The sequence below is a fragment of the Cobetia sp. PDI-12MA genome (assembly GCF_059507695.1).
The window spans coordinates 833,998-856,176 of record NZ_CM183351.1 but is presented as its reverse complement, the minus strand read 5'-3'; the positions used below and the strand labels follow the sequence as shown (position 1 = coordinate 856,176).

The window sequence follows — 22,179 nt, the reverse complement described above, 5'->3', positions numbered from 1 at the left end:
TCACCTTGATGCGTCGACCTTGAGCGCGGCAACGACATTCTCCATGCCAGCGCTGCGAGACCCCTTGACCAGAACACTGGCCCCGGTGGGTAGATGGTTACGGGCGTAAGCTTCCAGCTCTGCCCGCTCGATAAAGTGCTTGCCACCGGCCCCGAAGGCCTCGGCAGTCGCCTGAGCGCCCTCGCCGCAGGTGGCAATGAAATCTATGCCCAGCTTGCGGGCGTGATCGCCCACCTCGGCATGCAGACGCTCGGCGTCGGCTCCGAGTTCGCCCATGGCGCCCATCAGACACCAGCGCGGCGCAGGCAGTGTCGCCAGCAGATCCAGCGCCGCCAGCATGGCGCCGGGATTGGCGTTGTAGCTGTCATCCAGCAGACGCGAGCCATTGATGCCTGCCACGACGCCCAGCCTGCCGGGCACGCTCTCGGCACTCTCGAGCCCGGCGATAACCAGATCACTGTCGATGCCCAGTGCCAGGCACGCCGCGGCGGCCGCCAGCGCATTGGCCACGTTGTGACGCCCCAGCAACGCCAGCTGAACACGGCCGAGCGAGCGGCCATCAAACGTCAGTTCGAAAGCATAACGCCCGAGTTCATCCGCGCCTAGCTCACGCGCCTGCAGGCGTGCCGGGCAATCAACGCTATCCACGGTGTCATCCGCAGCGTCATCCGCAACGCTGAAGTCGATGATATCGATCGCCTGACCAGTCGCGGCCAGCGCCTGCCAAAGCGAGAAGTAGGCGTCATCACGGTTGAGCACCGCGACCGGGCGTCGTCCTCCCAACGGGCTGAGGCCCGCCAGAATCTCGCCCTTGGCCTGGGCGATCTGACCCATGCCGCCGAATTCGCCGACATGGGCGCCGGTGACATTGGTGATCACCGCCACTTGCGGGCGCGCCAGGGCCGTCGTCCAGGCGATCTCGCCGAGATGATTGGCGCCCAGTTCGACCACGCCGTGCTGGTGGGCATCGCTCAAGCGCAGCAACGTCATCGGCAGGCCGAAATCGTTGTTGAGATTGCCGTGATTGGCGAGGCTTTCGGCCTCGAAACGCGCGGCATCCCGCACGAGGATGGCATGCACCAGGCCCTTGACGCTGGTCTTGCCACTGTTGCCGGTCACCGCGATCAACGGTTTCCCCCAGGCACGGCGACGCGCCGCCGCCAGCAGCCCGAAGGCCAGCCGGGTATCCGCGACGATGATCTGCGGCAGCGGGTCATCCACTGCCCGCTCGACAAGCGCCGCGACGGCGCCATTGGCGCGAGCCTGGGCGAGGAAGTCATGGGCGTCGAAGCGCTCACCCTTCAGCGCCACGAAAAGCGGCGCGGCCTGCTCGCCAAGCTTGCGGGTGTCCGTCTCGATGGCGCCCAGCGCCTGACCGCGCAATGCCGGTGGCAACTGCGCCCCGAGCACCGCGGCCAGTTCCTCGAAGGTACTCAGAGCGACGGGCTGTTCAGGCGCACTCATGCGTCACGCTCCTGACCTTCCAGCATCGAGAGCTCACGACGCTCCAGCGCCGCGACCGCATGGGCCACATCGGAAAACGGCAGTCGCTGACCATCGATCTCCTGATAGTCCTCGTGCCCCTTGCCGGCGATCAGGATGACATCATGCTCGCCAGCATCGCGGATGACCTGGGCAATGGCCTCACCACGTTCGGCGATATCCAGCACGCGCTCACGGGCATGGATACCGGCCATCATCTGCTGACGGATGGCGGCGGCATCCTCGCTACGCGGATTGTCATCGGTGATCACGACACGGTCGGCACCCTGTTCAGCGGCCGTGGCCATCAGCGGGCGCTTGCCGCTGTCGCGATCGCCACCACAGCCGAGTACACACCACAGGCGCGCATCATCCCGCGCCGGCAGGTGGGCGCGCAGCGCGGCCAGTGCCGTCTCGACGGCCTCGGGCGTGTGGGCGTAGTCGACCACCACCACAGGCGCGCCATCACGGCTCAGGCGCTGCATGCGCCCCGGCACCGGCGTCAGACGCGGCGCGGCGGCAAACAGCCCCTCGAACGAATAGTCGAGGCCATGCAGGATCAGCATTGCCAGCAAGGCGTTGTCGAGATTGAAGCGCCCCATCAGATTGAGGCCCAGCTCGCGCTCGCCATCCGGCGTCGCGATCACGGCAACCTGGCCCAGCGGCTCGGGGAAGACATCCAGCACGCGCAGAGTCGCGACGTCATCACGCCCCATCGCCAGCACGCGCACGCCGCGCTGCATGCCGGCCAGCATCAGACGCGCCAGCGCATCATCGGCATTGAGCACCGCAAGCTTGAGTTCGGGCCGCTTGAACAGCTTCGCCTTGGCCGCCGCATAGGCCGCCATGCTGCCGTGGTAGTCAAGGTGGTCTCGCGAAAGATTGGTATAGCCCGCGACGGTGAAACGACAGCCATTGACGCGCCCTTGATCGAGCGCATGGGAAGAGACTTCCATCGCGATCAGCTCGGCACCGGCAAGGCTCAGGCCCTTGAGCGCCGCCTGCACGGCCAGGGCGTCGGGTGTGGTGCGCTCGCCTGCGACCAGCGCGCCGGGACGCCCGATGCCGAGCGTGCCGATCATGCCGGCGGGCGTGCCCATCGCTTCGGCCAGCTCGGCGATGTAATGGGTGACGGAAGACTTGCCGTTGGTGCCCGTGACCCCGACCAGCGTCAGCGACTCGGGCACACTGAAGGCCTGGCGGCCCAGCTCACCGAGCTGCTCGCCCAGATTCTCGAGCCAGACGACTCTGGCATCATCTGAATGCAGCGCGAGACGTGCATCCCCGCCTGCAGGTCTTTCGGCCAGCACCAGCTCGGCACCGCGCTCGATCGCCGCGGCGATATAGTCTCGGCCATCGCTGGCGAGGCCGGGGATGGCAATGAATAGGGAGCCCTGCGCGGCTCTGCGACTGTCGATCGTCAGGTGCCAGTCATCGCGCGCGGCAAGCCGTGCACGCCAACCGTCATCGAGGGCGCCTGGCCACAACGCCAGCAATGCTGCCAGCATGTCTGTCGCCGTGGCCAACGGGCGCGCCAGAAACTCGTCCAGGCGCCTGGAATCGTGCGGTGAAGTCATGTCGGAAGACCTTCCTTGTTCCCGATGTCCCGGAACGTATTCACTACATGAGAAAAAAGACGCAGTCGCCTGCCCGAGGCCGACGACCATGCCACATGAAAAGCGTTACTCACCGACCTTGCTGTCCGGCGGCACATCCAGCAGGCGCAAAGCCTTGCCCACCACACGCCCGAACACGGGCGCCGCCACCAGACCGCCGTAATATTCTTCCCCTTTGGGGTTCTCGATCATCACCACGGTCACGATACGCGGATCAGACACCGGCGCCACACCCGCGAACAATGAACGATAGGCGGTCTTCTGATAGCCACCGGCCGTCACCTTGCGCACGGTGCCGGTCTTGCCGGCGATGCGATAGCCTTCGACCACTGCCCGCTTGGCAGGCCCGTTGGGCTGCACGATCTTCTCCATCATGCCGAGCAAGGCGTGCGCGTTGTCCGATGAGATCACCTGGTCGCCCACCGGTGGCGTCTTGACCTTGAGCAGCGACGGCGGCACACGACGGCCGTCGTTGGCGAGCGCGGTGTAGGCACTGGCCAGTTGCAGCGCCGAGACGCTGATACCGTAACCGTAGGAGATGGAGGCCCGCTTGCTGCGCGACCAGTTGGTCGGCGGCGGCAGCACGCCGGTCGTCTCGCCCGGGAAGCCGGTGCCCGGCGCCTGGCCGAGGCCCAGCTCATAGTAGCGATTCCAGACCGCATCATCCTCGAGACTCAGCGCCATGCGGCTCATGCCGATATTCGAGGAATGGTAGAGAATGCCCGCCATGTCGAGCTTGCCGTAGTTGCGGAAGTCACGAATGGTGAACTGATCGACTCGCATGTAACCCGGCGTGGTATCAATCACCGAGTCCGGCTGATACTTGCTGGAGGCAAGGCCGGCGCTCATCGACAGCGGCTTCATCACCGAACCGGGCTCGAAGGCATCGGTGATCGCGCGGTTACGCAGCCCGGCGGGATCGAGCCCGGCACGGTTGTTCGGGTTATAGGACTTCTGATTGACCATCGCCAGCACTTCGCCGGTGCGCGCATCCATCATCACCAGGGTGCCGCCATCTGCGCGGTGCTCCGCCACGGCCGCCTTGAGTTCGCGGTAGGCCATGTATTGCAGACGCAGGTCGATGGAGAGCGTCAGGTCGCCACCGGGCTTGGCTTCGCTGATCAGATGCAGGTCACGCACCAGGCGCCCCTTGCGGTCCTTGAGCACACGTCGCTTGCCCGGCGTGCCGGAAAGGTAGGAATTGTAGGCAAGCTCGAGCCCTTCCTGCCCCTTGTCATCGACATTGGTCACGCCGATCAACTGGGCGGAGACTTCTCCGGAGGGGTAATAGCGCTTGTATTCCTGCTTGTGGCTGACGCCCGGAATGTCGAGGTCAATGGCTGGCTGAGCCTGCGGCGGGGTCATCTGGCGCTTGATGTACATGAAGCCCTTGCCGGCATCACGATAGCGGCGGACGCGTGCGATCAGATCATCCGGCTTCTGGCCCAGCGCGCGCGCCAGCAATGACAATCGCACGGGGTCATCGGGCACCTTGCGCGGGTCGGCCCATAGAGTGATGACAGGCGTGGAGATCGCCAGCGGCTCACCAGTGCGATCGGTGATCATGCCGCGGTGAGCATTGATGCTGTCGACACGCAGGGTGCGTGCATCGCCCTGATCCTGAAGGAACTGCTGATCGAAGAGCTGGAGATAGCCGATGCGGCCGACCAGAGCGACAAGCCCGGCCAGCACGATGAAGAGCATGATGCGATAGCGGGCAGGCCCCATGGCCGCGCGTGCGCTCTTGCGGGCACTACTTGCGGCCTTGGTACGAGCGGGCGTCTCAGCCCCGGCGGCTTTGCGCGGGCGAGACGAAGGCGGGCGACGCGCGGCCATCAGCGAATGACCTCGACATCGTGGACATCCGGGACGCGCATCTCGAGTCGCTCGATGCTGATGCTTTCGATACGCGCCGGTGCCGACCAGGCGCTCTCCTCGAGCAGCAGCCGCCCCCAGCGTGCACGCGCGTCATCGCGCGCCGCTTCCAGCTTCTGCAGCTGGGCATATTGGCCGCGCGAGAGGTGGGAGCTGATCACGACGGCAGCGGCAGAGCCGAGCAGACTGAGCATCAGCACCGCGAAACACAGGTGACGCCAACGCATCTGCACCTTGATCGGCCAGTTACCCGTCCAGCCCTCCTGTCTCCGTCCCGCCATGCCGACTCCCTAATCACTCTGAACGTGATGCCCCGCATCACGAATATCCTTGCAGACTGCCAACGTGCAAACGCGATGTTCGCTCACTTGTTTGAAGCGCCCGGCGCATTATGTCAGCAAGTGGCGTTAGCCGCTAAGAGTTGCAGCACGGCAACACTTGTGTCGCCCTTTCACCACAGCCCACTTGCGCGCGCGCCTGCCGGTAGGCAGGCGCAGAAAGAGGCACGATTCCCCAGAGGGTGCACAGACGCTATTTGAGCTTTTCGGCAATGCGCATCACCGCACTGCGCGAACGGACATTGGCATCGACTTCGCTTTGCGAAGCCTTCTGCGCCTTGCCCACCAGCTTGAGTCGCTTGTTGAGCTGGTCTTCGCGGATCGGCATGCCTCGCGGGGCCTGATCGCCCCGCGCCTTGTCACGCATGAAGCGCTTGACGATGCGGTCTTCCAGCGAGTGGAAGCTGATCACGACCAGACGACCGCCGGGCTTGAGCGCCTCGAGACCGGCATCCAGCGCGCGGGTCAGCTCATCCAGCTCTCCATTGATGTGAATGCGGATCGCCTGGAAGACACGCGTCGCCGGGTGCTTGTGCTTCTCCCAGTTGGGATGGGCATCCTTGATCAGGCTGGCAAAGTCGCCGGTACGCGTGATGGGACGCTCGGCGCGACGCTCCACCACGGCGCGTGCCAGACGCTTGGCATAACGCTCCTCACCGTAGGTCTTGAAGACCCAGGCCATGTCCTCGGCGCTGGCACGCGACAGCCACTCGGCGGCGCTCTCGCCACTGGTGGGGTCCATGCGCATGTCCAGCGGGCCATCATTCATGAAGCTGAAGCCACGCTCGGCATCATCCAGCTGCGGGGATGACACGCCGATGTCAAGCAGGATGCCATCCAGCTGACCGTGCACGCCCTCATGCTCGGCATACTCGCCAAGACGCGCGAATTCACCGGCATGGATACTGAAACGCTCATCATCGATGGTCGCGGCTTCCGCCAGCGCCTGGGGGTCACGATCACAGGCGATCAGACGTCCCTCGGGTGCCAGACGCGACAGGATCAGACGCGAATGGCCACCGCGACCGAAGGTGCCGTCGAAGTAGACGCCGGCAGTGTCCTGAATCAGACCATCGACCGCGCCATCGAGCATGACACTGACATGCGCGAAGCGATCAGCCACTTCGACAGACTCGGTATCGACAGACTCGGTAACGGAAGGAGCGCTGGGCTTGGACATGACGAAACTCTGGACCTTGGCACGCGATGCGAGCAGTGAAAGCCGGTGGCAATGGACACCGACAGCATAAGAGCGGAGACAACACCTGCGTGCAGCAGACAAGCGGCTGAAACACGAGTTCAAGTGCCATAACCGACAACCGGCGCCTGTCACGGCTGCGTGTTCGTTGCCATCCAACTGCAATGGTCTTCACGAAACACGCAGCGGACGGCGCCGGTCATGCGAATTCAAGGTGTGCTGCCATCACTCGCATCGCGAAGAATGGCAGCACACTGACGTTATAAGGCGGGAGATGGCCGATAAGCCGGGTCTTGTCGTGGACAGTCATTCATCTAGGCCCTGAATCACTTCAGGGCTCAAGCAACCAACCCGCCCCCACTGCGGGCAGCAGCATAGGGGGCCTATTTGGTCTTGCTCCAGGTGGGGTTTACCTCGCCGCGAACTGTTACCAGCCGCGCGGTGCGCTCTTACCGCACCCTTTCACCCTTACCGGTCAGCCGAAGCTGACGTAGGCGGTCTTCTCTCTGCTGCACTTGCCGTCGGCTCGCGCCGCCCAGACGTTATCTGGCACCTTGCCCTATGGAGCCCGGACTTTCCTCCCCCAGCTTGCGCTGGCGGCGACTGTCTGGCCGTCTCCCAAGCGCGCAAGACTACCAGTGTCATGGGCCTTTCACAAGACGAAGCCCGCGCAGGCCGAACAATGGCAGCGGCAAAAAGTTCTGGCGTGACAGAGGTTTGCCTATTCCTCCGCCGCGTCCTTCATGGCTTGCGCCTTGGCATACCAGGCTTTCTTGCGCCCGCCCACCAGACGTGTGGCGATGGCGGCCATCTGCTTGACGCCGACGCCCTCCTCGAACAGCACCTGCAACAGGGCGTCGCCTTCGACACTGGCCGCCTCGTCGCCGTCACGTGCCGGCGCGCCTTCGATCATGACCACGAACTCGCCGCGGGTCTGATCACTGTCAGCGTCCATCTGCGCCAGCAGCTCGGCTGCCGTGCCATCGAGAAAGGTCTCGAAGGTCTTGGTCAGCTCACGCGCCAGCACGACCCGGCGCTCGCCAAGCACCTCGCGAATATCGCCGAGCAGCGCCTGGATGCGGTGCGGAGACTCGTACAGCACGTGGGTGGCGCTATCCTCGCGCAGCGCGGCAAGGCGCGCCTGACGCGGGCCGCCCTTGTGGGCCAGAAAACCTTCGAAGGTGAAACGATCCGTCGGCAGACCCGCCGCGCTGAGGGCGGTGATCAACGCACACGGCCCCGGCAGCGGCACTACCTTGAATCCACGCTCGCGCAATGCGCGCACGACGATGAAACCGGGATCGGAGATCAGCGGCGTGCCGGCATCGGAGACCAGCGCGACGCGTCGACCTGCCTCCAGCGCCTGACATAGCTGATCGACACGGCCACGCTCGTTGTGATCATGCAAGGACATCATGGGCACTTCCAGCCCCAGGTGACGCAGCAACCGCGCACTGTGGCGGGTATCCTCGGCTGCGATCAGGTCCACTTCTCCCAGCACCCGCGCGGCGCGGGGACTGAGATCATCGAGGTTACCAATCGGCGTGGCGACCACGTACAATACGCCTTCAGAAGACTCGGACATTCAATGCTTCGACTCGTTGAACTCAATGGTAGAAATGGTCGTCAGACACAGGCAGATTGCCTTGGGACATTTCATCCGAAGGACGCTGCATGCGTGGCCCTGATCGACCGAGTGCCATGATGCCTTTCACCCTTCATCACAGTAGGTGGCGATGCAGCCCTGACCACATCGCCCATCAGCCAAGGGACCGTCGTACATGCGCCAGACATGGAACCGTGCATCAGCCAATACGCTGGGCACTTCGTCAGCCATCCGGCAGGAGGCCGCGCGCCGTTCACGTTCCGGCCTGAGAACGCTGGCGGGCCTCGCCGCCTCCGCCCTGCTGCTGGCAGGGTGTGCCGGACAGTCACCGCTTTCAAGCGGCCCCGGGGCCGATGCCCTGCTCGCTCAGGCAGAGCAGCAACAGGGTCAGCAAGCGGCCAGTACGCGCCTGCAAGCTGCGGACATCCTAGCACGCAGCGGCGACAACGCGCAGGCGATCACCATCGCATCCGACATCGATCCGGCAAGCCTCGAGCCGCAGAGACGCGTGCTATGGGCCCTGCTGCTGTCGCGCATCGCGCTTGAGCAGCAGGACGGCTGGAACACGATCCTGGCCACCTCGGTGCTCGAGGACGGCATACAGATGTCCAGCGATGACCAGCGCACACTGCGCAAGCGACGCGGCCTGGCACTCGGCATGGTCGGCGAACCCCTGGCCAGCGCCCAGACCTTGATCGCCCTGCAGGCCGACAGCGATGACCTGAGCATCAACGACACCCTGTGGGAGCAGCTCACGCGCCTCTCGCCCACTCAGCTCAATGAGCTGGCCAGTGCCAGCCCCACCGCCAGTGACTGGACGGACCTGCTGCGTCTGCAGCGTCGCTTCGGTGGCAACATCGACCAGATGTTCTCCGCCATCAACGACTGGTCGGACGCCAATCCGCAGCACCCCGCCGCGCGCCAGATGCCGCAGGGCATTCTCGACCTGCGTGAGCTGTCCGGCCAGGAGGTGCGCAAGATTGCCGTCTTCCTGCCCGAGTCCGGTTCACTCAAGCGGATCGCCCAGGCCATCCGTGAAGGCATCGAGGCACGCCATCGCAGCGCCATCGACAATGCCGAGGCCACACCGCAGCTGAGCTTCTATGATACCTCGAGCGCGGATCTCAAGACCCTGTATGCCCGCGCCACCATGGATGGCGCCCAGGTTGTGCTCGGCCCGCTGGACAAGAAGCTGGTCAGTCAGCTCGAGACCCAGAACAGCCTGCCGCTGCCGACGCTGGCCCTCAACTACGGCACCCATGACAGCAACCGTGCCGACAACCTGCTCCAGTACGGCCTTTCCGCCGAGGACGAAGCCCGCCAGGTCGCCATGCGCGCCGCACTCGACGGCCATCGTGGCGCCGCTGCGCTGGTGCCCAACAATGCCTGGGGCCAGCGCGTCTACAGCGCCTTCCGCGACCGCTTCGAGCAGGAAGGCGGCGATATCGTCTCCGTCGAGCGCTACAACCCCAAGGGCGCCGTCAGCTCAGCCGTCAAGGACCTGCTGTCGGTCTCCAGCCAGGATCAGGCGCGCATGAAGTCCGCCAAGAAATCCGGCAGCAAATACGGCCGCGCCCATTCCGGCAACATCGACATGATCTTCCTGCTGGCGCTGCCGAGCTATGCTCGCCAGGTTCCGCCGATGCTGGACTTCTACTACGCGGGCGACCTGCCGATCTACGGCACCTCCCATCTCTATGATGGCGCACCGCAGCCCGATCAGGATGGCGACCTCAATGGCGTCGACTTCGTGGACATTCCTTGGGAAGTGCCGGAAGCCTCCTCAGGCGGCAAGGCATCCCTGCCGGAAGTCGATACCTACCGCGCACTGTCCGATGCTTCACCGCGCATGCTCAAGCTCAACGCCATGGGGGTCGATGCCTATCGTCTGGCCCAGCGCGTACCGCTGATGCTGGCCGGTGCGGGCGGCGAACTCTTCGGCGCCACCGGCAGCCTCTTCCCGCGCCACGATGGTCGCATCGAGCGCACGCTGCCCTGGGCGGAATTCAGAGGTGGCGTACCGCGTCCGCCACTGAAAGGCGCCAACAGCCGCACCGTCGAAGCCTACACGCCCTGACATGGCACGCGCCGGCTCGCCCTCTGACAAGGCGCACCCGCCTCCCCAGCGTCGCGCCCGAGCGCGCGGCGCCGTCATCGAGGCCGAGGTAGAACAATGGCTGGCAGCGCGTGGCCTGACACCCGTCACTCGCAACCAGCATGCCAAGGGCGGCGAGATCGACCTGATCATGCGTGACGCCGAGACCCTGGTCTTCATCGAGGTGCGCTACCGGGCCAACTCCCGCTTCGGCAGCGCACTGGAAAGCGTGACCCATACCAAGCAACGCCGGCTGATCACTGCCGCGCGTTTTTATCTGGCCCAGCACGGGCTATCATGTTCCTGCCGCTTCGACGTGGTAGGCGTGGAGGGGGCTTCCCCTCGTTCCATTCACTGGATTCGCCACGCCTTCGAAGCGTTCTGAAGCCAACGACCAAGAGCCATCATGGATTTCCAATCGCGTATTCTCGGCCACTTCAACGCCAGCATTGACACCAAGACCTACGCCAGCGAAGTGCTGCCGCCCTTCATCGAAGCGGCCAGCCAGATGATGGTCCAGAGTCTGGTCAATGACGGCAAGATCCTGGCCTGCGGCAACGGCGGCAGCGCCGGCGACAGCCAGCATTTCTCCTCCGAGCTGCTCAACCGCTTCGAGCGTGAGCGCCCAAGCCTGCCAGCCATCGCGCTGACCACCGACACCTCCACGCTGACGTCCATCGCCAACGACTACAGCTACAACGAGGTGTTCTCCAAGCAGATCCGCGCCCTGGGTCAGCCCGGTGACATCCTGCTGGCCATCTCCACCAGCGGCAACTCCGCCAATGTGGTGCAGGCCATCCAGGCGGCTCACGACCGCGACATGCGCGTCGTGGCCTTGACCGGCCGTGACGGTGGTGACATGGCGTCACTGCTGGGCAGTGAAGACTGCGAGATTCGTGTCCCCGCCACCTCTACGGCACGCATCCAGGAAGTCCATCTACTGGCCATCCACTGCCTGTGCGACCTGATTGATCATCAGCTGTTCGGCAGCAACGAGTAATCCGCGCGCCCCACGGCATTCACCAGGAGAAAACGGCATGACGCCCAAGAACCTGCTTTCCCTCATGGCCACCGCCGGCTTCCTGACGCTAGCCGGCTGCACCACCGTCGCCGACCTGACCAACAGCGGCCCGATCGACGAAGACTATGGCGATCGCACCCTGGGCGCCCAGGTGGAAGACGAGAGCATCGAGACCAAGATCGAGGTCAATCTCGGCAAGACCGATGCCCGCTTCAATGATGCCCACGTCAACGTGAACTCCTACAACGGCATGGTGCTGCTGACCGGCCAGGTCGCCAGTGACGAGCTGAAGCAGAAGGCCACGGACATCGCCAAGGATGTGCGTCGCGTACGCCAGGTGCACAACGCGCTGGAAATCAGCGCCAATGCCCCGGCCAGCCAGCGCGTGCAGGACACCTGGCTGACCACGCGCGTCAAGGCCACGCTGGCGGCGGATGCCAACATCGACTCCGGCCGCATCCTGGTGCTCACCGAGAATGCCAGCGTCTACCTGATGGGTATCGTGACCCGCGCCGAAGCCGACCAGATCGTCAGCAAGGTCTCCGAAGTCGGCGGTATCCAGCGTATCGCCAAGGTCTTCGAGTACCTCGACTGATCGAGGTGGCGCGCTTGCATACCTGACATGCAAAGCGCCCTGAACGAAAAGTGCCCTGAATAAATAGCACCCAGAATAAAAGATGCCCCGCAGGCCGAAGCCTGCGGGGCATTTTTCATGACAGGAGCGACACCAGGCGGACAATGGCCAACCCTCATCCATCGCCCCACCTGCCGACAGGATTACTTGATCACGCGCAGCGAAGGACGCCCCTTGCGCGGCGGCTTGGGCTGATCATTGTCATCAGCGCCCTGCTCGTCGCTGGCCGAGTCTGACGCCTGCTCTTCACCGGCGACTTCGGCATCAGCGCCTGAGCCTGACTCGATGGGCGCATCCGCTGATTCCGAGACAGGCGCCTCTTCCTCGGCAGGAACACTGCCGACACTGGCCAGCGTCGGGCGCGCCGCGGCGGCCGGCTCGGCATCTGGCGCGACTTCACCGAATGTCATCTCATCGGCACCCGGCATCACCGGCTCGTGACCGAAGACCATACCGACACCGTTTTCACGCGAATACAGCGCGACCAGAGCCGCCGTCGGCACGCTGACGTGCATCGGCTGGCCACCGAAGCGGGCATTGAAGCTGACCCCTTCATTGGCGATCAACAGATCACGCACCGCACCGGGTGCGATATTCAGCACGATTTGACCATTCTGGACATGTTGACGCGGTACCTGGACACCTTCCTGCTCGGCGTCCACCACGATGTACGGCGTATTGTCGTTATCCAGCAGCCACTCGTAGAGTGCGCGTGCCAGATAAGGGCGACTGGAAAGCATGGGAGAACCTCTTGAACTGCAATGAGTGTCAGCGACGACCGAAGTCCATTCCGCCAACGGGCCAACGCCCCGCACATCGCTCACATCCGTCATTCACGGACTGATGAGCGAGGGCGAAAGCCCGAATGCGTGACCGATCGATCAGTGACCGAAGGGTCACGCACGGATCAGATGCGCATCTCGCGCTCGGCCTCGGACAGCGACGCCTTGAAGGCATCACGCCCGAACAACCGCTCCATGTAGGTCAGCAGCGGCTTGACCTGCTTCTCCGGCAGCTCGATTCCCAGTGTCGGCAAACGCCACAGGATCGGGGCAATGCAGGTGTCCACCAGCGAGAACTCGTCGCTCATGAAGAACGGCATGTCGTCGAAGATCGGGGAAATGCCGATCAGGCTTTCACGCAATTCCTTGCGCGCCTTGTCGGCTTCCTTCTTGGTGCCTGTCTGGATGGTTTCCATCATCGGCACCCATTCGCGCTCGATGCGATGCATCCACAGACGGCTCTGGGCGCGCGCCACCGGATACACCGGCAACAGCGGCGGATGCGGGAAACGCTCGTCCAGATATTCCATCATGACCTTGGACTCGTAGAGCACCAGGTCGCGATCCAGCAGCGTCGGCACACTGTTGTACGGGTTCAGGTCGGCCAGTTCGGCCGGACGGCTGTCATCATCCACATCAATGATATCGACTGCCACACCCTTCTCGGCCAGCACGATCCGTACACGGTGGCTGAAGTGGTCGTCACCACCGGAGTAGAAGGTCATCGATGAACGCTTGGCCACAACACCCATGAAACTGTCCTCGCATCTGTTCGAGACATGCCCGTGTCAGCTTTTGGCCTGACAAACGGGGATAAGTTTCCTCTGGCCTGCCCTTGTCACAACGGGCCCTGCCAGAGGGTCAGCCTGCGCCACCTCGAGGCGACGCAAGCGGGCGCGCGACTGATCAGCCGCGCGCCCGTCACTGCCGGCTCGCCATTATCACTGAGACCCCGCCCCGGGGGCCATCAATGAATGTCGCGCCAGTATTCCTTCTTGAGAAGATACGCCAGCAAGGTAAAGATCAGAATGAATATTAACACCTTGGGGGCCATGCTCTCAGCCTTGAGTCGCGAAGGCTCGCCGACATAGGCCAGAAAATTGGTCAGATCCCACATCGCCTGATCGAACTCCCCAACCGTCATGCTGCCAGGCTGGGTGATCTCTAGAATATCACAGGACGCATAACGCCCCGTGTCGGGATCCATTTCCGCCCCCGCTACCGCCAGATCACTCTGCCCACAGACCTTTTCCTGCACGCCCTGCAGCGGTTCCAGTACATGCGGCATGCCGACCTGGGGGAAGACCGCATTGTTCACGCCCCACGGACGTGACGCATCGCGATAGAAGCTTTTCAGGTAGGTGTAGATCCAGTCAGTGCCGCGTAGACGCGCCTCGAGCGACAGATCCGGTGGCGGCGTGCCGAACCAGCCGGCCGCGTCTTCTTTCTGCATGCCCGTGCGCATGGTGTCATTGATCTTGAGCGCTGGCGAGAGAATCAGATATTGCTCGACCAGGTCCTCGGGCATCCCCAGATCCTCCGCGGCGCGCGAGTAACGCTGATATTGCAGGCCATGACAGCCGAGACAGTAATTGGTGTAAAGCTGCATGCCACGCTGCAGCGAGGGCTGATCATGCAGATCCGGCTGCATCGTCTCCAGCGGCACCGCACTGCTCGCCGCGCTCACCATACCCGACCCCATCAGACTCACTACGGCCAGCAACCCTGCTGCCAGCCCGCGTTTGAGCCACCCCTTTGCCCCACCCATCAGCGCGCTCATCGGCCCGTCACTCTGTCAGGCACCGCTCGCGTCGTCTCGAAGCGCGTATACAGCGGCATCAGTATGAAGAAGGCGAAATATGCCACGGTCGCCAGCTGCGCGATGATCGTGCGCTCATGCGTGGGCGGCATCACCCCCAGTACGCCCAGCGTCACGAAACTGACCACGAAGATGACGATGGCGATACGCGACAGCCAACCCTTGTAGCGGATCGAGCGCACCGCCGAGCGATCCAGCCACGGCAGCACGAACAGGATGGCGATTGCCAGCCCCATGACTACCACGCCCCAGAACTTGGCATCCACGCCGAACAGCGGATAATTGACCGCGCGCAACATGGCGTAGAACGGCGTGAAGTACCATACCGGCGCGATGTGCTCGGGCGTCTTGAGCGAATTGGCCGGCTCGAAGTTGGGCGTCTCCAGGAAGTAGCCGCCACCTTCGGGGAAGTAGAAGATCACCGCACAGAACACGAACAGGAAGACGCCGACGCCGACGAGGTCCTTCACCGTGTAATAGGGATGGAACGGAATGCCATCCAGCGGCTGCCCCGCCTCGTCCTTCCTGTCCTTGATCTCGATGCCATCGGGGTTGTTCGAGCCCACCTCGTGCAGCGCCACCAGATGCAGCACCACCAGCCCGACGATCACCAGCGGCAAGGCGATGACATGCAGCGCAAAGAAGCGGTTCAGGGTGATTCCCGAGATCAGATAGTCGCCACGAATCATCTGCGCCAGATCTGCCCCGATGACCGGAATCGCCGTGAACAGCGAGATGATCACCTGCGCCCCCCAGTAGGACATCTGCCCCCAGGGCAGCAGATAGCCCATGAAGGCCTCGGCCATCAGTGCCAGATAGATGCACATGCCGAAGATCCATACCAGCTCGCGAGGCGCACGGTAGGAGCCATAGAGCAGGCCACGGAACATGTGCAGATAGATGACCACGAAGAAGGCCGAGGCGCCGGTGGAATGCATGTAGCGGATCAGCCAGCCGTACTCCACATCGCGCATGATGTACTCGATGGAGGCAAAGGCCTCCTCGGCACTCGGCGTATAGCTCATCGTCAGCCAGATGCCGGTCAATATCTGATTGACCAGCACCAGCAAGGCCAGCGAGCCGAAGAAGTAGAAGAAGTTGAAGTTCTTCGGCGCGTAATAGCCGGTCAGGTGGTCCTGCAGAAACTGGGTGGCCGGCAGACGATCATCGATCCAGCGCATGATGCCGCGCGGCGCCTTGGCACGGTTTGGATTCCCCATCAGGCAGCCTCCTCGTCGACACCCACCACCAGCACCTGCTCACTCTCGTAGCGATGCGGCGGCACCTCCAGATTCGAAGGCGCCGGCACTCCGGTGAAGACTCGCCCGGCGAGATCGAACCTGGACCCATGGCAGGCACACAGATAGCCGCCCGGCCAGTCCGCGCCGAGATCCGCCGCGCCGATCTCGGGACGATAACCAGGCGAGCAGCCCAGGTGCGTGCAGATTCCCACCAACACCACATATTCCGGCTTGATGGAACGCAGCACGGCATCGACATAAGGAGGCTGCTGGGGACGCAGTGACTCGGGGTCCTGCAGCTCTGCGGGAGGGATGGCGCGGATATCGGCGATCATCTCGGGAGTGCGACGCACCACCCACACCGGCTTGCCGCGCCACTCGATGGTCATCTGCTGGCCGGGTGCCAGCCGCGAGATATCCGCCGTGACAGGCGCGCCTGCCGCACGGGCACGCGCACTTGGCTGCCAGGACGCCAGAAAGGGCGTTGCGATACCGACCACCCCTACCGCCCCGACCACGGCAGTTGCGCTGACGAGGAAGCGGCGTCGCCCTCGGTTCACAGCATGATCTGACATTTTATTGTTATCCCCCAAACACTACCGCTTGATGCTGGGCCATCCACTTGCCGAGCATTTGATGCTTGCTTGTATTAAAGGGCAAGAACAGAGCGCTCACAACTCAAGAAAGCCACCTTGACCAAAGCCGCTTTCGTCAATCGTGTAGCAAGACCGCAAAAAAAACGCCCAGCGCCCTTGCGGGCACTGGACGTTCTTGTGGTCGACGCGAGTTCTCTTAACGCTTGGAGAACTGCGGACGACGACGGGCCTTGCGCAGGCCGACTTTCTTACGCTCGACTTCACGGGCGTCACGAGTGACGTAACCGGCGGCGCGAAGGGCCGGACGGAAGTCTTCGTTGTAAGCCATCAGGGCACGAGTGATGCCGTGACGGATAGCGCCGGCCTGGGCAGAACCACCACCACCAGCAACAGTGACGTAGACGTCGAACTGTTCGGTAGTTTCGGTCAGCTCGAGCGGCTGACGAACAACCATGCGGCCTGTCACACGACCGAAGTAGTCGTTCAGGTCACGCTGGTTGACGGTGATTTTGCCGGTGCCCGGCTTCAGGAAGACGCGCGCGGTAGAAGTCTTGCGGCGCCCGGTACCGTAGTGCTGCTGTGTCATGGCGATGCTTCCCTCAGATGTTCAGTTCTTGCGGCTGCTGCGCAGCGTGCGGATGCTCGGAGCCAGCATAGACTTTCAGCTTGGACTGCATGGCACGACCCAGCGGGCCCTTCGGCAGCATGCCCTTGACAGCCAGTTCGATCACGCGCTCAGGCTTGTGCTCGATCATCTGGTTGAAGTTCATGGAGCGCAGGCCGCCCGGGTAACCGGTGTGACGGTAGTAGGTCTTGGCTTCTGCCTTGCGACCGGTCACAGCGACTTTCTCGGCGTTGATGACGACGATGTAATCGCCAGTATCAACGTGCGGAGTGTACTCGGCTTTATGCTTGCCGCGCAGGCGACGAGCAATTTCGGTAGCCATACGGCCCAGCGTCTTGCCGGCTGCGTCGACGACGAACCAGTCACGCTGGACGGACTGCGGCTTAGCAGTAAACGTCTTCATGGATGAATCACCTATAGTCGGGTCTTGCACTTGTGTGCGCGACCAATCCCTATTTTTCTTGGTTGTCCGACGTCTGGCAGCGAGCGGCATGCTGCTTGCGCAGTCACTGACCTCTCATCTCCAGACTGCCCTCGCCCATCAGGAGTGAATGACTCAGGATGGCTCGAGAACCGGTCAACAGTTCGAGCGAGCGCGCATTGTACATGTCATGCCCGCCTACCACAAAGGCTATTTTGCCCTTGCCGCAGGTCTCACGGCTTGTGCGGCAGCGCGAGATACTCACGCGATTGCATTTCCTGCAGACGTGACAGCGTGCGCTGGAATTCAAAATCCAGATTGCCGCCGGTGTAGAGGTCCTCGACGGGCGTCGCGGCGCTCATCAGCAGTTTTACGCCACGGTCATAGAACTCATCGACCATGTTGATGAAACGACGCACCTGGTCGTCACTGTCGCGCCCCATCTGCGGCACCTCGGACACCAGCACGGTGTGGAACTCACGTGCCAGCTCGATGTAGTCATTCTGGCTACGCGGGCCATCACACAGCTCGTCGAAGTGGAACCACACCACGTCTTCATGGCGACGCAGGGCGTGCAGCACGCGGTGATTGATGCTCAGACCTTCATCGGCATGGCCTTCGGCACCGGCGATGGAGCGGAATTCCCGCGCCAGCCGCGCGGCACTGTCATCGCCCAGCGGGCTATGGAAGAGCTCAGCATGCTCCAGCGCGCGCAGACGGTAGTCGATGCCCGAATCGACGTTGACCACCGTGCAGTGACGCTTGACCAGGTCGATCGCCGGGAGGAAGCGCGCCCGCTGCAGACCGTCCTTGTAGAGGTCGTCCGGCACGATATTGGAGGTCGCGACCAGCACCACGCCCTGCTTGAACAGCTCTTCGAACAGGGTGGCGAGAATCATCGCATCGGTGATGTCCTTGACGAAGAATTCGTCGAAGCAGATCACGCGCGCCTCGACGGCGAACTTGGCCGCCACCAGAGTCAACGGGTTCTTCTCGCCCTTGTAGTGGCCAAGCTCGTTGTGGACACGCTGCATGAAGCGGTGGAAGTGCGTGCGCATCTTGTCGGCAAACGGCAGGCTCTCGTAGAAGGTATCGACGAGATAGGTCTTGCCACGCCCCACGCCGCCCCAGAAGTAGAGGCCCATGATCTCGGGCGCTTCATCGACAGGCGCCGTGCGTGACGGCTTGCCGAACAGACGACGCACCTTGGAGCCCAGCCCGCCGCCCCCCGTCGCGTCGGACACCTTGTCAGGCGTCTGACGCGGCGTGCGCACGAGGTCGTCGTAGAGACGCTGCAGATGGCGGACCGCATCTTCCTGGGCGGCATCGTAGGCAAAGTCATCACGCTTGAGGTCTGCCTGGTACTTCTCGAGAGGCGTCGGTGCTGGCATTGAGAAACCCGCTGCAGGTCAGGCGCCACGCACTGGCGCACGCCTGACATGAAAAGAACAAGAACACGCCTGACCCGACACGGCGGGCAGGCAAGAACGAAATTGCGCGGCATTATACGCCTTGATGGCCGCTTTACCCACTCGCCGGCCAGCAATCGGCTGTGCGAGGTGGCTTTCACCGCGCTCATCACTCGCAAGGCATTGGCTGGTATCCACCCACACCCCACCGGCTGCGACGACAGGCGACCAAGGTCGCGCGCCGAGTGAATTGACGCATCGCTGCACCACACCGATATAATGGCGCGTGGACGCTTTCGAAACGCAAGCGGCACGAAAGACTGAGCCAGGAAAGACCAAGGCAAGAAGGACAGCGGCAAGCGGCGCTGACCTGCTGGACACCAGACCGATCCCGAGATCGGCGTGATGGAACATCATTGAATACCGGCATTGTATCTCAGCGCTACCATGCCCCAGCGGTGACGATCACCGCAGTCGTGACACAAGGAGAGCGACGTGAACGAGAGCAACATTGACTGGATCCTGGCCATTGCCTGTTTTCTGGCTGGCATCGGTATCGGCGCCTTGTGCTACCACCTGCTGAATGCCAACGTGGCCCGCAATCAGAAGACCCGCCAGAAGCTGGCTGAGCGCGAGCTGGAGCTGACCCAGTTCCGCGATGCCCTCAATGACCACTTCTCCAAGGCCAGCGACCTGACCGACCAGATCCAGCGTGCCGGCAATGAGCTGCGCCAGCACCTGGCCACTGGCGCCACCGCGCTGTGCGATGACAGCCAGCTCAAGCGCCGCCTGCTGGACACCGACACCACGCCGGACGACAGCGAGACCGACAAGGTCGACCTGCCGCGGGATTACGCCGACAACCGCGGCACCCTGTCAGAGGACTTCGGCCTGAAGCCGCAACCGAGTGAAGGCGAGACTCCGGCCACCAACCCGCCGCGTATCTGATCGTTTGCTGTCGTGAACATTTCACGGCATCTGACAACGACAACGGCCACCTCGAGAGGTGGTCGTTGTCGTTTCCGGCATCAGATGTCACGCCGGGTTGTCGATATCCACGAAGCGGTGCTCCACACCATGCTCGGCGGCCAGCCATTCGCCCAGGGCACGCACACCGTCACGCTCGGTCGCATGATGCCCCGCCGCGAAGTAGGTCACTCCCTCTTCACGGGCGCTATGGGTGGTGCGCTCGGAAATCTCGCCCGAGAGGAAGGCATCGACGCCGGCCTCGATGGCCAGACCGATATAGTCCTGAGCGCCGCCGGTGCACCAGGCAATGCGCTTGATGGGGCGATCATGACCGGCCACCACCAGCGCCTCACGCCCGAGACGCCGACTGAACTCGGCCCCCAGCGCGGCGCTGTCCAGCCCTTCCACCTCAGCGGCCAGGCGCCCGACATGCACCAGACCACGCCCGGGCACGCCATCCAGACAACCTTCACTGACCAGCCCCAGACGCTCGGCCAGCTGGGCATTGTTGCTCAGGGTCGGATGCGCATCCAACGGTAGGTGGAAAGCCGCCAGATTGATGTCATTGGCCAGCAAGGTCTTGAGGCGCCGACGCTTCATGCCGGTGATCTGGGCCGGTTCGTTCTTCCAGAAGTAGCCGTGGTGCACCAGCACCAGGTCGGCCTGCCAGGCGATCGCCTCATCGAGCAGCGCCTGACTGGCCGTCACGCCGGTCATCACCCGGCGCACCTCACGACGCCCCTCCACCTGCAAGCCATTGACGGTATAGTCCTTGAAGGCCTGCGCCTCCAGACAGCCATCCAGTGCCTTCATCAGCGTGTCACGATCAGCCATTGGGCCTCCAGCAGTCAGAATCATCGAGTGTTACACTGGCGAGCATTGTAACGGCGCATCGGCGCCATGTAAGCGTGTCGCGCCTTGACCGGGGCCATCCCTTCGCGTTGGCACGCGGACTATCAGGCTATCCATCTTCATGTCCGCAGCATCGCGTCGATGCGCAGACTTTTCATCAGGTAATCCGATGCCCCGTTCTCTTCGCAGTACACTGCTCCCGCTACTATGGCCCGTCGTCACCGGCGTCCTGCTGGCCGTCGTCGTGCTGGACCGCTTTCCGACGCTGGGCCTGGGCGAGCCCGCCCCGCAGCAGAGCGAGCAGGCAGGCAACACCCCCTATCCGAGCCCGTCACGGAACTCCGCCGCCAATCAGCAGGTACTGCCGCCTCCGAGCCTGACGCTGTCAGCGGCGCAGCGCGAAGAGTCGGCAGACCCGGTACTGCGTGAAGCACCGCCGCTGCAGCGCAACAGCGGCCCGGCCAGCTATCAGGCCGCAGTGGACGCTGCCGCACCGGCGGTGGTCAACATCTACTCCTCGCGCGAGATCAAGGACGACAGCAAGCATCCGCTGATGTCCGATCCCTTCTTCAACCAGTTCTACGGGGAGGACGCCCTGCGCAGCCAGCGCATGCTGTCGAGCCTGGGCTCCGGCGTCATTCTCTCCAGCGACGGCTATATCCTGACCAACAACCACGTCATCCAGGGCGCCGACCAGATTCAGGTCGCCCTGCGCGATGGCCGCGAGACATTCGCCAAGGTCGTGGGCGTGGACCCGGAATCCGACCTCGCGGCACTCAAGATCGATCTCGACAACCTGCCCACCGTCGCGATCGCCGATTCCGCCCAGGTCCATGTCGGCGATGTCTCGCTGGCGATCGGCAACCCCTTCGGGGTCGGCCAGACGGTCACCATGGGCATCATCTCGGCCACCGGGCGCAACCATCTTGGCCTGAACGCCTATGAAGACTTCATCCAGACCGATGCCGCGATCAACCCCGGCAACTCCGGCGGCGCGCTGATCAACACCGACGGCTCACTGGTCGGCATCAATACCGCCATCTATTCGCGCTCCGGCGGCTCGCAGGGCATCGGCTTCGCCATCCCCGCCAACCTGGCGCGCGACATCCTCGAATCGCTGGTCGATCACGGTCGCGTGATTCGTGGCTGGCTGGGCCTGGAAGTGCAGGAACTGACGCCGTCGCTGGCGCACTCCTTCGGCCTGAGCGCCCCGCAAGGCGTGGTGGTGGCCGCCGTACTGCGTGACGGCCCTGCCGCACGCGCCGGCCTGCGTCCGGGCGATATCCTGACCGCCATCGGCGGCAAGCGCCTGCTGGATGCACGCCTGGCCATGGCCGACATCGCCGCCGTCAAACCCGGCAATGCGCTGGAACTGCGCCTGCTGCGTGACGGCAAGACACTGGACATCGACGTCAAGGTCGGCGAGCGCCCGATTCCCGACAACACGCCGGCGGCCGCCGAACCGACCCTGCAGGACAAGGACTGAGCCAGAGTATCGGCGCGACGCCTTGAGCAGAACACCCGCTCCATGATGAAAGAAGCCCCGCGACGGTGTCCGTCGCGGGGCTTCTTTTACTGACCAGACAAGGCTCAGTCTCAA

21 protein-coding genes and 1 other RNA gene are annotated in these 22,179 nt (G+C 63.4%); 6 read left to right on the top strand and 16 right to left on the bottom strand.

Features of this window, described 5'->3' with window-relative positions:
• The 7 genes from AC5WNI_RS03690 to rsmI form a co-directional block, all read right to left on the bottom strand.
• Window positions 1-1,464 carry a UDP-N-acetylmuramoyl-tripeptide--D-alanyl-D-alanine ligase gene (locus AC5WNI_RS03690; protein WP_495928707.1) on the bottom strand — a complete coding sequence of 488 codons (1,464 nt, stop codon included), beginning with the start codon at window positions 1,462-1,464 and terminating at the stop codon, window positions 1-3.
• Window positions 1,461-3,059, bottom strand: coding sequence for a UDP-N-acetylmuramoyl-L-alanyl-D-glutamate--2,6-diaminopimelate ligase (locus AC5WNI_RS03685; RefSeq protein WP_487885872.1), 1,599 nt, complete (start codon window positions 3,057-3,059; stop codon window positions 1,461-1,463). Before AC5WNI_RS03685 ends, AC5WNI_RS03690 begins: the two co-directional genes overlap by 4 nt.
• A gap of 105 nt (window positions 3,060-3,164) precedes the next feature.
• Window positions 3,165-4,826: a peptidoglycan D,D-transpeptidase FtsI family protein gene (locus tag AC5WNI_RS03680; protein ID WP_054555193.1), complete on the bottom strand. Its 1,662-nt coding sequence runs from the start codon at window positions 4,824-4,826 to the stop codon at window positions 3,165-3,167.
• A 107-nt stretch (window positions 4,827-4,933) separates the two neighbouring features.
• A complete protein-coding gene (ftsL, locus tag AC5WNI_RS03675) occupies window positions 4,934-5,254 on the bottom strand; it encodes a cell division protein FtsL (RefSeq protein ID WP_175088323.1) in 321 nt (106 codons plus the stop codon).
• Between the two features lie 250 nt (window positions 5,255-5,504).
• Window positions 5,505-6,491 carry a 16S rRNA (cytosine(1402)-N(4))-methyltransferase RsmH gene (rsmH, locus tag AC5WNI_RS03670; protein WP_176676302.1) on the bottom strand — a complete coding sequence of 329 codons (987 nt, stop codon included), beginning with the start codon at window positions 6,489-6,491 and terminating at the stop codon, window positions 5,505-5,507.
• A 284-nt stretch (window positions 6,492-6,775) separates the two neighbouring features.
• Window positions 6,776-7,128: RNase P RNA component class A (gene rnpB, locus AC5WNI_RS03665), an RNA gene on the bottom strand.
• 102 nt (window positions 7,129-7,230) lie between these two features.
• Window positions 7,231-8,094 (bottom strand): 16S rRNA (cytidine(1402)-2'-O)-methyltransferase, encoded by an 864-nt coding sequence (rsmI, locus tag AC5WNI_RS03660; RefSeq protein WP_175088325.1) that lies wholly within the window; start codon window positions 8,092-8,094, stop codon window positions 7,231-7,233.
• A 196-nt stretch (window positions 8,095-8,290) separates the two neighbouring features.
• On the opposite strand from rsmI, the gene AC5WNI_RS03655 reads away from it, so the two are divergent.
• The 4 genes from AC5WNI_RS03655 to AC5WNI_RS03640 are packed head-to-tail and all read left to right on the top strand — an operon-like array spanning window position 8,291 to window position 11,826.
• Window positions 8,291-10,192 (top strand): penicillin-binding protein activator, encoded by a 1,902-nt coding sequence (locus AC5WNI_RS03655; protein WP_495928705.1) that lies wholly within the window; start codon window positions 8,291-8,293, stop codon window positions 10,190-10,192.
• 1 nt (window position 10,193) lies between these two features.
• Window positions 10,194-10,595 (top strand): YraN family protein, encoded by a 402-nt coding sequence (locus AC5WNI_RS03650; protein WP_495928703.1) that lies wholly within the window; start codon window positions 10,194-10,196, stop codon window positions 10,593-10,595.
• Between the two features lie 21 nt (window positions 10,596-10,616).
• Entirely contained in the window at window positions 10,617-11,210 is a 594-nt protein-coding gene (locus AC5WNI_RS03645; protein WP_043332512.1) for a phosphoheptose isomerase, read from the top strand.
• A gap of 37 nt (window positions 11,211-11,247) precedes the next feature.
• Entirely contained in the window at window positions 11,248-11,826 is a 579-nt protein-coding gene (locus AC5WNI_RS03640; protein WP_054555092.1) for a BON domain-containing protein, read from the top strand.
• A gap of 182 nt (window positions 11,827-12,008) precedes the next feature.
• Here AC5WNI_RS03640 and AC5WNI_RS03635 read toward each other — a convergent pair whose 3' ends face one another.
• From AC5WNI_RS03635 to zapE, 8 genes are all read right to left on the bottom strand, one after another.
• Window positions 12,009-12,605, bottom strand: coding sequence for a ClpXP protease specificity-enhancing factor (locus AC5WNI_RS03635; protein WP_175088328.1), 597 nt, complete (start codon window positions 12,603-12,605; stop codon window positions 12,009-12,011).
• 167 nt (window positions 12,606-12,772) lie between these two features.
• Window positions 12,773-13,399, bottom strand: coding sequence for a stringent starvation protein SspA (gene sspA / locus AC5WNI_RS03630; RefSeq protein WP_043332516.1), 627 nt, complete (start codon window positions 13,397-13,399; stop codon window positions 12,773-12,775).
• A gap of 215 nt (window positions 13,400-13,614) precedes the next feature.
• The gene (locus AC5WNI_RS03625) at window positions 13,615-14,427 is read right to left on the bottom strand and encodes a cytochrome c1 (protein ID WP_254626950.1); all 813 of its coding nucleotides are present in this window, start codon (window positions 14,425-14,427) and stop codon (window positions 13,615-13,617) included.
• Window positions 14,424-15,686, bottom strand: coding sequence for a cytochrome b (locus tag AC5WNI_RS03620; protein ID WP_285460101.1), 1,263 nt, complete (start codon window positions 15,684-15,686; stop codon window positions 14,424-14,426). The genes AC5WNI_RS03625 and AC5WNI_RS03620 overlap by 4 nt, the downstream gene beginning before the upstream one ends.
• Window positions 15,686-16,282 carry a ubiquinol-cytochrome c reductase iron-sulfur subunit gene (gene petA / locus AC5WNI_RS03615; RefSeq protein WP_175088330.1) on the bottom strand — a complete coding sequence of 199 codons (597 nt, stop codon included), beginning with the start codon at window positions 16,280-16,282 and terminating at the stop codon, window positions 15,686-15,688. The genes AC5WNI_RS03620 and petA overlap by 1 nt, the downstream gene beginning before the upstream one ends.
• 217 nt (window positions 16,283-16,499) lie before the next feature.
• Window positions 16,500-16,889: a 30S ribosomal protein S9 gene (rpsI, locus tag AC5WNI_RS03610; RefSeq protein ID WP_043332522.1), complete on the bottom strand. Its 390-nt coding sequence runs from the start codon at window positions 16,887-16,889 to the stop codon at window positions 16,500-16,502.
• 13 nt (window positions 16,890-16,902) lie between these two features.
• Window positions 16,903-17,331: a 50S ribosomal protein L13 gene (gene rplM / locus AC5WNI_RS03605; protein WP_043332524.1), complete on the bottom strand. Its 429-nt coding sequence runs from the start codon at window positions 17,329-17,331 to the stop codon at window positions 16,903-16,905.
• A gap of 251 nt (window positions 17,332-17,582) precedes the next feature.
• Window positions 17,583-18,740 (bottom strand): cell division protein ZapE, encoded by a 1,158-nt coding sequence (gene zapE / locus AC5WNI_RS03600; protein WP_043332526.1) that lies wholly within the window; start codon window positions 18,738-18,740, stop codon window positions 17,583-17,585.
• A 513-nt stretch (window positions 18,741-19,253) separates the two neighbouring features.
• Here zapE and AC5WNI_RS03595 point away from each other — a divergent pair.
• Entirely contained in the window at window positions 19,254-19,706 is a 453-nt protein-coding gene (locus AC5WNI_RS03595) for a Z-ring associated ZapG family protein (protein ID WP_043332529.1), read from the top strand.
• An 87-nt stretch (window positions 19,707-19,793) separates the two neighbouring features.
• Here AC5WNI_RS03595 and AC5WNI_RS03590 read toward each other — a convergent pair whose 3' ends face one another.
• Window positions 19,794-20,561, bottom strand: coding sequence for a Nif3-like dinuclear metal center hexameric protein (locus tag AC5WNI_RS03590; protein ID WP_495928696.1), 768 nt, complete (start codon window positions 20,559-20,561; stop codon window positions 19,794-19,796).
• 187 nt (window positions 20,562-20,748) lie between these two features.
• Between AC5WNI_RS03590 and AC5WNI_RS03585 the strand changes: the two genes are divergently transcribed.
• The gene (locus tag AC5WNI_RS03585; protein WP_175088333.1) at window positions 20,749-22,065 is read left to right on the top strand and encodes a S1C family serine protease; all 1,317 of its coding nucleotides are present in this window, start codon (window positions 20,749-20,751) and stop codon (window positions 22,063-22,065) included.
• Window positions 22,066-22,179 lie beyond the last annotated feature (114 nt).

Bases quoted from the DNA above. Each gene is read 5' to 3' on its own strand.
- rplM (WP_043332524.1), bottom strand. From the start codon at position 17,331: ATGAAGACGTTTACTGCTAAGCCGCAGTCCGTCCAGCGTGACTGGTTC.
- AC5WNI_RS03645 (WP_043332512.1), top strand. From the start codon at position 10,617: ATGGATTTCCAATCGCGTATTCTCGGCCACTTCAACGCCAGCATTGAC.
- AC5WNI_RS03685 (WP_487885872.1), bottom strand. From the start codon at position 3,059: ATGACTTCACCGCACGATTCCAGGCGCCTGGACGAGTTTCTGGCGCGC.
- AC5WNI_RS03585 (WP_175088333.1), top strand. From the start codon at position 20,749: ATGCCCCGTTCTCTTCGCAGTACACTGCTCCCGCTACTATGGCCCGTC.
- rsmH (WP_176676302.1), bottom strand. From the start codon at position 6,491: ATGTCCAAGCCCAGCGCTCCTTCCGTTACCGAGTCTGTCGATACCGAG.
- AC5WNI_RS03640 (WP_054555092.1), top strand. From the start codon at position 11,248: ATGACGCCCAAGAACCTGCTTTCCCTCATGGCCACCGCCGGCTTCCTG.
- sspA (WP_043332516.1), bottom strand. From the start codon at position 13,399: ATGGGTGTTGTGGCCAAGCGTTCATCGATGACCTTCTACTCCGGTGGT.
- AC5WNI_RS03620 (WP_285460101.1), bottom strand. From the start codon at position 15,686: ATGGGGAATCCAAACCGTGCCAAGGCGCCGCGCGGCATCATGCGCTGG.
- AC5WNI_RS03690 (WP_495928707.1), bottom strand. From the start codon at position 1,464: ATGAGTGCGCCTGAACAGCCCGTCGCTCTGAGTACCTTCGAGGAACTG.
- AC5WNI_RS03590 (WP_495928696.1), bottom strand. From the start codon at position 20,561: ATGGCTGATCGTGACACGCTGATGAAGGCACTGGATGGCTGTCTGGAG.
- ftsL (WP_175088323.1), bottom strand. From the start codon at position 5,254: ATGGCGGGACGGAGACAGGAGGGCTGGACGGGTAACTGGCCGATCAAG.
- rpsI (WP_043332522.1), bottom strand. From the start codon at position 16,889: ATGACACAGCAGCACTACGGTACCGGGCGCCGCAAGACTTCTACCGCG.
- rsmI (WP_175088325.1), bottom strand. From the start codon at position 8,094: ATGTCCGAGTCTTCTGAAGGCGTATTGTACGTGGTCGCCACGCCGATT.
- AC5WNI_RS03680 (WP_054555193.1), bottom strand. From the start codon at position 4,826: ATGGGGCCTGCCCGCTATCGCATCATGCTCTTCATCGTGCTGGCCGGG.
- zapE (WP_043332526.1), bottom strand. From the start codon at position 18,740: ATGCCAGCACCGACGCCTCTCGAGAAGTACCAGGCAGACCTCAAGCGT.
- AC5WNI_RS03650 (WP_495928703.1), top strand. From the start codon at position 10,194: ATGGCACGCGCCGGCTCGCCCTCTGACAAGGCGCACCCGCCTCCCCAG.
- AC5WNI_RS03655 (WP_495928705.1), top strand. From the start codon at position 8,291: ATGCGCCAGACATGGAACCGTGCATCAGCCAATACGCTGGGCACTTCG.
- AC5WNI_RS03635 (WP_175088328.1), bottom strand. From the start codon at position 12,605: ATGCTTTCCAGTCGCCCTTATCTGGCACGCGCACTCTACGAGTGGCTG.
- petA (WP_175088330.1), bottom strand. From the start codon at position 16,282: ATGTCAGATCATGCTGTGAACCGAGGGCGACGCCGCTTCCTCGTCAGC.
- AC5WNI_RS03625 (WP_254626950.1), bottom strand. From the start codon at position 14,427: ATGAGCGCGCTGATGGGTGGGGCAAAGGGGTGGCTCAAACGCGGGCTG.